The 6,592-nt window shown below is 75.0% G+C and carries 6 protein-coding genes; 5 read left to right on the top strand and 1 reads right to left on the bottom strand.

Annotated features, from left to right (window positions below; all coding sequences use genetic code 11):
- The 5 genes from KBX08_RS27975 to KBX08_RS27955 all read left to right on the top strand — a co-directional run.
- On the top strand, positions 1–1,107 hold a 1,107-nt coding region (locus KBX08_RS27975; protein WP_210786313.1), incomplete at its 5' end, for an ADP-ribosylglycohydrolase family protein.
- The gene (locus KBX08_RS27970) at positions 1,104–2,042 is read left to right on the top strand and encodes a ribokinase (RefSeq protein WP_210786312.1); all 939 of its coding nucleotides are present in this window, start codon (positions 1,104–1,106) and stop codon (positions 2,040–2,042) included. The genes KBX08_RS27975 and KBX08_RS27970, both read left to right, overlap by 4 nt.
- Positions 2,039–3,988: an SUMF1/EgtB/PvdO family nonheme iron enzyme gene (locus KBX08_RS34795; protein ID WP_210786311.1), complete on the top strand. Its 1,950-nt coding sequence runs from the start codon at positions 2,039–2,041 to the stop codon at positions 3,986–3,988. The genes KBX08_RS27970 and KBX08_RS34795 overlap by 4 nt, the downstream gene beginning before the upstream one ends.
- Positions 3,985–5,172, top strand: a complete 1,188-nt coding sequence (locus KBX08_RS27960; RefSeq protein WP_210786310.1) for a CaiB/BaiF CoA-transferase family protein — start codon at positions 3,985–3,987, stop codon at positions 5,170–5,172. The genes KBX08_RS34795 and KBX08_RS27960 overlap by 4 nt, the downstream gene beginning before the upstream one ends.
- Entirely contained in the window at positions 5,172–5,993 is an 822-nt protein-coding gene (locus tag KBX08_RS27955) for a CoA ester lyase (RefSeq protein WP_210786309.1), read from the top strand. The genes KBX08_RS27960 and KBX08_RS27955 overlap by 1 nt, the downstream gene beginning before the upstream one ends.
- Here the strand turns inward: KBX08_RS27955 and KBX08_RS27950 are convergent.
- Entirely contained in the window at positions 5,981–6,586 is a 606-nt protein-coding gene (locus KBX08_RS27950; RefSeq protein WP_210786308.1) for a DUF305 domain-containing protein, read from the bottom strand. The two genes, KBX08_RS27955 and KBX08_RS27950, sit on opposite strands and share 13 nt — an antisense overlap.
- Between the last annotated feature and the right edge of the window lie 6 nt (positions 6,587–6,592).

Raw genomic sequence — 6,592 nt, 5'->3', positions numbered from 1 at the left:
CGCGCCGGGTGGCCGAGCAGCTGGTCGCTGCCGACCGAGGTGGCGTACGACCGGCTGCACGGCGGGTGGCTCGGCCGGGCGGTCGGCTGCCTGCTCGGCAAGCCGGTGGAGAAGATTCCCCGCGAGGGCATCCGGGAGATCCTCACCGCTACCGACCGGTGGCCACTGTGCGACTGGTTCACCGCGAAGGGACTCCCGGCCGACGTGGCTGCCCGCTGGCCGTGGAACCGGCGCAGCGCGCCGACCAGCCTCGCCGAGAACATCGACGGGATGCCCGAGGACGACGACCTGAACTACGCGTTGCTGGCCCTGCGCGTGCTGGAGACGCACGGTCGGGGCTTCACCAGCGCCGACGTGGCGCAGGCGTGGCTGGACTGGCTGCCCGGCGGGCGGGTCTTCACCGCCGAGCGGGTGGCCTACCGCAACCTGCTGCTCGGGTACCCGCCGCCGCAGAGCGCCCACCGGCACAACCCGTTCCGGGAGTGGATCGGCGCGCAGATCCGCACCGACCTGTACGGCTGGGTCAACCCCGGACGCCCGGACCGCGCCGCCGAGCTGGCGGTGCGCGACGCGACGGTCAGCCACGTCCGGGGCGGGGTGCACGGCGCGCTCTGGGCGGCGGCGCTGGCCGCCGCCGCGCCGGTGGCCGACACGGTGGACGAGGTGCTGGACGCCGCCGAGGCGGTGCTGCCGCCGGGGAGCCGGTTCGCCACCACCGTCCGGGAGGCACGCGCCCTCGGCGCGGGCACCGACGACTGGGAGCGCGTTGTCGACGAGCTGTACGCACGGCACGGCCACCTGCACTGGGTGCACGTCCGCAACAACGCGGCGCTGGTGGCCGCGGCCCTGGCGTACGGGCGGGGGGATCTGGAACGGTCGATCACCGCTGTGGTCAGCGGCGGCTGGGACACCGACTCGACCGGCGCGACGGTCGGCGCGGTGACCGGAGCGCTCACCGGGGCGTCCGGGCTGTCGCAGCGTTGGGTCGCCCCGCTGCGTAACCGGCTGGCCAGCAGCATCGCCGGCTTCGACGGGATCGGCTTCGACGAGCTGGCCGAGCGGACCCTCGCCCTGGCGCAGCCGGCGACGGAAGGGAGCGTGGCATGAGCGCGCGGGTGGCGGTGGTGGGCAGCAGCAACCTGGACCTGGTGGTCACGGCGTCGCGGCTGCCCCGCCCCGGTGAGACGGTGCTCGGCGAGAACTTCCGGACCGTACCCGGCGGCAAGGGCGCCAACCAGGCCGTCGCCGCCGCCCGGGCCGGTGCGGCCTGCGACTTCGTGGGCGCGGTCGGCGACGACGAGTTCGGCACCCGGATGCGGGCGAGTCTCGTCGACGCCGGCGTGGACGTCAGTGGCCTGCGGACCGCCGTCGGCCCTTCCGGTGTCGCGTTGATCGCCGTCGACCGGGACGCGGAGAACTTCATCCTGGTCGCGCCCGGCGCCAACGGCACGCTGACCGAGCTGGACGCGCACGACCGGGCGACGATCGCGGCGGCGGACGTGCTGCTGCTGCAACTGGAGGTGCCGCTGACCGCCGTGCTCCAGGCGGCGCACTGGGCCCGGGCGGAGGGCACCACTGTGGTGCTGAACGCCGCGCCGGCCGCCGCGCTGCCCACCGCACTGCTCGACCTGGTCGACGTGCTGGTGGTCAACGAGCACGAGGCGGCGGTCGTCGCCGAGGTCGCCTCCGACGACCCACCGGTGCTGCTCGACGCCCTGCTGAAGCTCGTGCCCCGGGTGGTGCTCACCCTCGGCGCGCGCGGGGCCGCGTACGCCGATCGGCAGGGCCTGCGTCTCGCCGTCCCGGCGCCGCAGATCGACGCGGTGGACACCACCGCCTCCGGTGACGCGTTCACCGGCGCGCTCGCCGTGGGCTGGGCCGAACGCGGCGGCGCCAGCAGCGAGGACACCGTCACCGCCAGCCTGCGCTGGGCCTGCGCCGCCGGCGCGGCCTGCGCCCAGCGGCCCGGAGCGTCCACCGCACTGCCCGACCGGCCGGCCATCGACGTCCTCTACGACGCGACCTACCGAGGTGCACAGTGAGCTTCAACCCGTACGTCCCACGCCCGATCGACCGGCCGACCGAGGTGCCGTTGGGCGGGCACGCCGACCTGGGCACCCTGGACGAGGCGAAGATCTTCGCCGCCCCGACCGACCCGGCCGACTGGCCGGCCTGGCGGGAGCAGATCGCCCGGTGGCGGGTCGACGCCCGGGACCGGATCGGCTACGTCGGCGAGCACTACGACGAGATCGCTGGTGATTGCTTCAGCGTCTGCCTGGCCTGGCTCTGGGACGAGACGCTCTACGACCACGAACGCGGCGTCTTCACCGTCGACGAGTTCCTCGACGCGGCAGGGCGGGACTTCGGCGGCTTCGACGGGGTGGTGCTCTGGCACGCGTACCCGGTGATCGGCCTCGACGACCGCAACCAGTTCGACTGGTACCGGGACGTGCCGGAACTGCCCGAGGTGGTGCGCGCGTTCCAGCAGCGTGGGGTGCGGGTCTTCGTCGACTACAACCCGTGGGACACCGGAACCCGGCGCGAGCCGGGCAGCGACGCCGAGGAGGTCGCCACGCTGGCCGGCAAGCTCGGCGTCGACGGGGTCTTCCTGGACACCCTCAAGGAGGGCGCGGGGGAGCTGCGCGCCGCGCTGGACGCGGTGCGCCCCGGCATGGTCCTGGAGGGCGAGAGCCGGGTGCCGCTGGCCCGCATCGCCGACCACGCGATGTCCTGGGCGCAGTGGTTCGCCGACTCCGAGGTGCCCGGCGTGCTGCGGGCGAAGTGGTTCGAGCGACGGCACGTGCTGCACCACACCCGGCGCTGGCACCGCGACCACCTCGGCGAGCTGCACTCCGCCTGGCTCAACGGCGTCGGCGTGCTGGTCTGGGAAAGCGTCTTCGGCGTCTGGGTCGGCTGGAACGAGCGGGACCGCGCGGTGCTGCGGGCGATGCGCCGGGTGCAGACCAGCCACGCGGCGTGGTTGCGCGCCGAGGACTGGGTGCCGCTCGCCGACCATCCCGGCGACGGCCAGGTGTACGCGTCCCGATGGACGCACGACGACGAGCCGCTGTGGACGGTGGTGAACCGGGGCGCGGACCACGACGGCCCGTGGGTGGTCACCGACCCGAGCGCCGGCCGGCACTTCGTCGACCTGGTCACCGGTGCCGAGTTGACAGTCACCGAGACCGCCGACGGTCAGCTGGCTGTCGGCGGCCCGCTCCCGGCCGGCGCCATCGCGGCCGTGGCACGCGGAGTCGCCGCCGCGCACCGGCACGAGCCGCCGACCGGCGACCCGTCCTTCCCGGCCCGCGCCGCCGTGCGCGTCCCTACGCCGTGGGCACCCCGACCGCAGGTGCCGCCGGGCCTGGTCGCCGTCGAGGGCGGCCGGCACGACCTGGTCGTCCGGCACCGGGTACGGGAGACCGGGCTGTACGGCGAGGCGCCCTACGTCGACGAGTGGAAGCCCTTGCCGCCTCGGCTGCACCACCCCGGCACGCTGCGGCGCAGTGTGCGGCTCGGCCGGTTCGCCATCGCCGTGCACGAGGTCACCCACGGCGAGTACGCCGAGTTCCTGCGCGCCACCGGCTACGTTCCGGTGCGCCCGGACCGGTTCACCGCCGGCTCCGGCCCGGCCGACGCCCCGGTGACAGGGGTCGAGCTGGCCGACGCGCGGGCGTACGCGGCGTGGGCCGGGCTGCGCCTGCCCACCGAGGACGAGTGGCAGGTCGCCGCCGAGGCGGGGCTGCTCGTACGGCGCGAACCGCTGGTGTGGAACCTGACCGAGAGCGAGCACTCCGACGGTCGTACCCGGTTCGCCATCCTCAAGGGCGGCGCCCAGTACCGGGCGGAGGGCTCCGACTGGTACCTCGACGGCGGCCCGCAACCGGCGGACGTGTCGGTGAAGCTGCTGCTCACCGGTGCCGGTCTCGCCCGCTCCGAGCAGGTCGGCTTCCGCTGCGCGGCCGACCTTCCGGAGGTGACCCGGTGACCGCGCCACTGGACGGCGTCACTGTCGTCGACCTGGCCACCCTCTTCGCCGGGCCGCTCGCGGCGGCGTTCCTCGGTGACTTCGGCGCCGACGTGATCAAGGTGGAGCATCCGGCCAAGCCGGACCCGTCGCGGGGGCACGGCCCGGCCCGCGACGGTGTCGGGCTCTGGTGGAAGGTGCTCGGCCGCAACAAGCGCACAGTCACCCTCAACATCTCCGACCCGGACGGGGCGGCGTTGCTGCGCCGGCTGCTCGCCGACGCCGACGTGCTGGTGGAGAACTTCCGTCCCGGAACCCTGGAACGGTGGGGGCTCGGCCCGGCCGAGCTGCACGCTGTCAACCCCCGGCTGGTGATCACCCGGATCAGCGGGTTCGGGCAGGTCGGCCCGTACGCCCGCCGGCCCGGCTTCGGCACCCTCGCCGAGGCGATGAGCGGTTTCGCGGCGGCCACCGGGGAACCGGACGGGCCGCCGACGTTGCCCCCGTTCGGGCTGGCCGACTCGGTGAGCGCGCTCGCCGCCGCGTACGCGGTGATGCTCGCCCTGCGGGCCCGCGACGTCACCGGCGCCGGGCAGGTGGTCGACCTCGCCATCATCGAGCCGATCATGGCGATGCTCGGGCCGCAGATCACCTGGTACGACCAGCTCGGCTACGTCCAGCCCCGGTTGGGCAACCGGTCCAACAACAACGCCCCGCGCAACACCTACCGCTGTGCCGACGGGCGCTGGGTGGCGGTCTCCACCAGCGCGCAGAGCATCGCCGAGCGGGTGCTGCGGCTGGTCGGCCGTCCCGAGCTGATCGACGAGCCGTGGTTCGCCACCGGCAGTGGGCGGGCCGCCCACGCCGACGAGTTGGACGCGGCGGTGAGCGCCTGGGTGGCGCGACGGGACCGCGACGAGGTGGTGGCCGCGTTCGAGGAGGCGCAGGCCGCTGTCGCGCCCGTCTACGACGTGCGCGACATCCTCGCCGACCCGCAGTACGCGGCGCTGGGCACCGTGCGCACAGTGCCGGACGAGGAGTTGGGCGAGGTACGGATGCAGAACGTGCCGTTCCGCCTCGCCGAGACGCCCGGCGAGATCCGGCACGCCGGCCGGCGGCACGGCCAGGACACCGACGCGGTCTTCGGCGCGCTCGGCCTGAGCGCCGAGGAGTTGGCCGCGCTGCGCGAGCGGGGAGTGCTCTGATGCTGTTGAGCTGGCTCTACGTGCCCGGTGACCGCCCGGACCGGTTCGCCAAGGCGGTCGCCTCGGGTGCCGACGCGGTCATCCTCGACCTGGAGGACGCCGTTGTCGCCGGGCGCAAGGCGTACGCCCGGGACGCGGTCGCTGAGTTCCTCGCCGAGGCGCACCCGGTGCCCGTGCAGGTCCGGGTCAACGAGCTGACCGGCCCCGACCTCGATGCCGACCTGGCGGCGGTGGCCGGCCGGCCCGGGTTGGCCGGGCTGCGGCTGCCGAAGGTCGAGTCGGCCGCGACGCTGGCGGCCCTCGCCGAGCGGGTCGACGTGCCAGTGCACCCGCTCATCGAGTCGGCGGCCGGGCTGGAGGCCGCGTACCCGATCGCCGCCGCCCACCCGGCGGTCGCCTCGATCGGGCTCGGTGAGGCCGACCTGCGCTCGGATCTGGGGGTGAGCGACGACGACGGGCTGCTCTGGGCGCGCGGCCGGGTGGTGGTCGCGGCCCGCGCGGCCGGTCTGGCCCCGCCGGCCATGTCGGTGTACGCCGACGTGGTCGACCTCGCCGGTCTGGCCGCCTCCTGCGCGGCGGGCCGACGGCTCGGCTTCCTCGGCCGTGCGGCGATCCACCCGCGCCAGCTCCCGGTGATCGTCGACGCGTTCCGACCGGCCGATCGGGAGGTAGCCCGCGCCGCGGAGCTGCTGGCCGCCGTGGCGGACGCGCACCAGCGGGATTCAGGGACCGTGGTCCTGCCCGACGGCCGGTTCGCCGACCGGGCGATGGTGGCCGCCGCCCGCCGCGTCGTCGACCTCGCCGCCCGCTACGCCGCCTGAGCCTCGGGATCGAGACGGTCGAGTCGTGCGAGGTCGGCGGTGCCGGACCGGACCACGGCCGCCGCCAGCGCCACGGTCGCCGGCTGGACTCCGTTCTGCTGCTCCGCGGTGGCGATCCGGACCGACTGCGCGAGATGCGCCCGCAGGTGCCCGGCCAGCAGGCGGTGAAACGGCTGCCCGCTGGCCGCCCGCAGCGCGGTCATCTCCTGCGCGGTGGCCATGCCCGGCATGTCGTGCCCCTCGTGCGGATTCGTCGTCGGGGCGGCGGCGTCGGCCAGTAGCCGGCGGGCGCGGTCCAGGTCGGCGCGCCGGGTGGTCGCCACCTGGGTGACCGTCTGCCGCCAGGCCGGGTCGGTGGTCCGCGCCGGCACCAGAACGAGTACGTGCAGCAGACGTTCGGTCATCGCCACCGTCAGTTGCAGCCAGGCGATGTCGGTGGGGTTGAACGCCGTACCCGTGGGTGTCGGCACGGTCGACGCCGGTGGCGCGGTCACGGGCGGTGTGGTGGTGCTGGCCGCGTCTGGTGGCCCGGCGCCGCAGCCGGCGACGAGCAGCACGCCGATGAGCACTGTGAACGCCGTGGGCTGGCGCATCCGATC

The organism is Micromonospora sp. H61 (assembly GCF_018070325.1).
Taxonomy (GTDB): Bacteria; Actinomycetota; Actinomycetes; order Mycobacteriales; family Micromonosporaceae; genus Micromonospora; species Micromonospora salmantinae.
This window is presented reverse-complemented; position numbering and strand designations above follow the sequence as displayed.

Excerpts from the sequence above, each read along its gene's own strand:
- KBX08_RS27970 (WP_210786312.1), top strand. The coding sequence starts at position 1,104 with ATGAGCGCGCGGGTGGCGGTGGTGGGCAGCAGCAACCTGGACCTGGTG.
- KBX08_RS27955 (WP_210786309.1), top strand. The coding sequence starts at position 5,172 with ATGCTGTTGAGCTGGCTCTACGTGCCCGGTGACCGCCCGGACCGGTTC.
- KBX08_RS27950 (WP_210786308.1), bottom strand. The coding sequence starts at position 6,586 with ATGCGCCAGCCCACGGCGTTCACAGTGCTCATCGGCGTGCTGCTCGTC.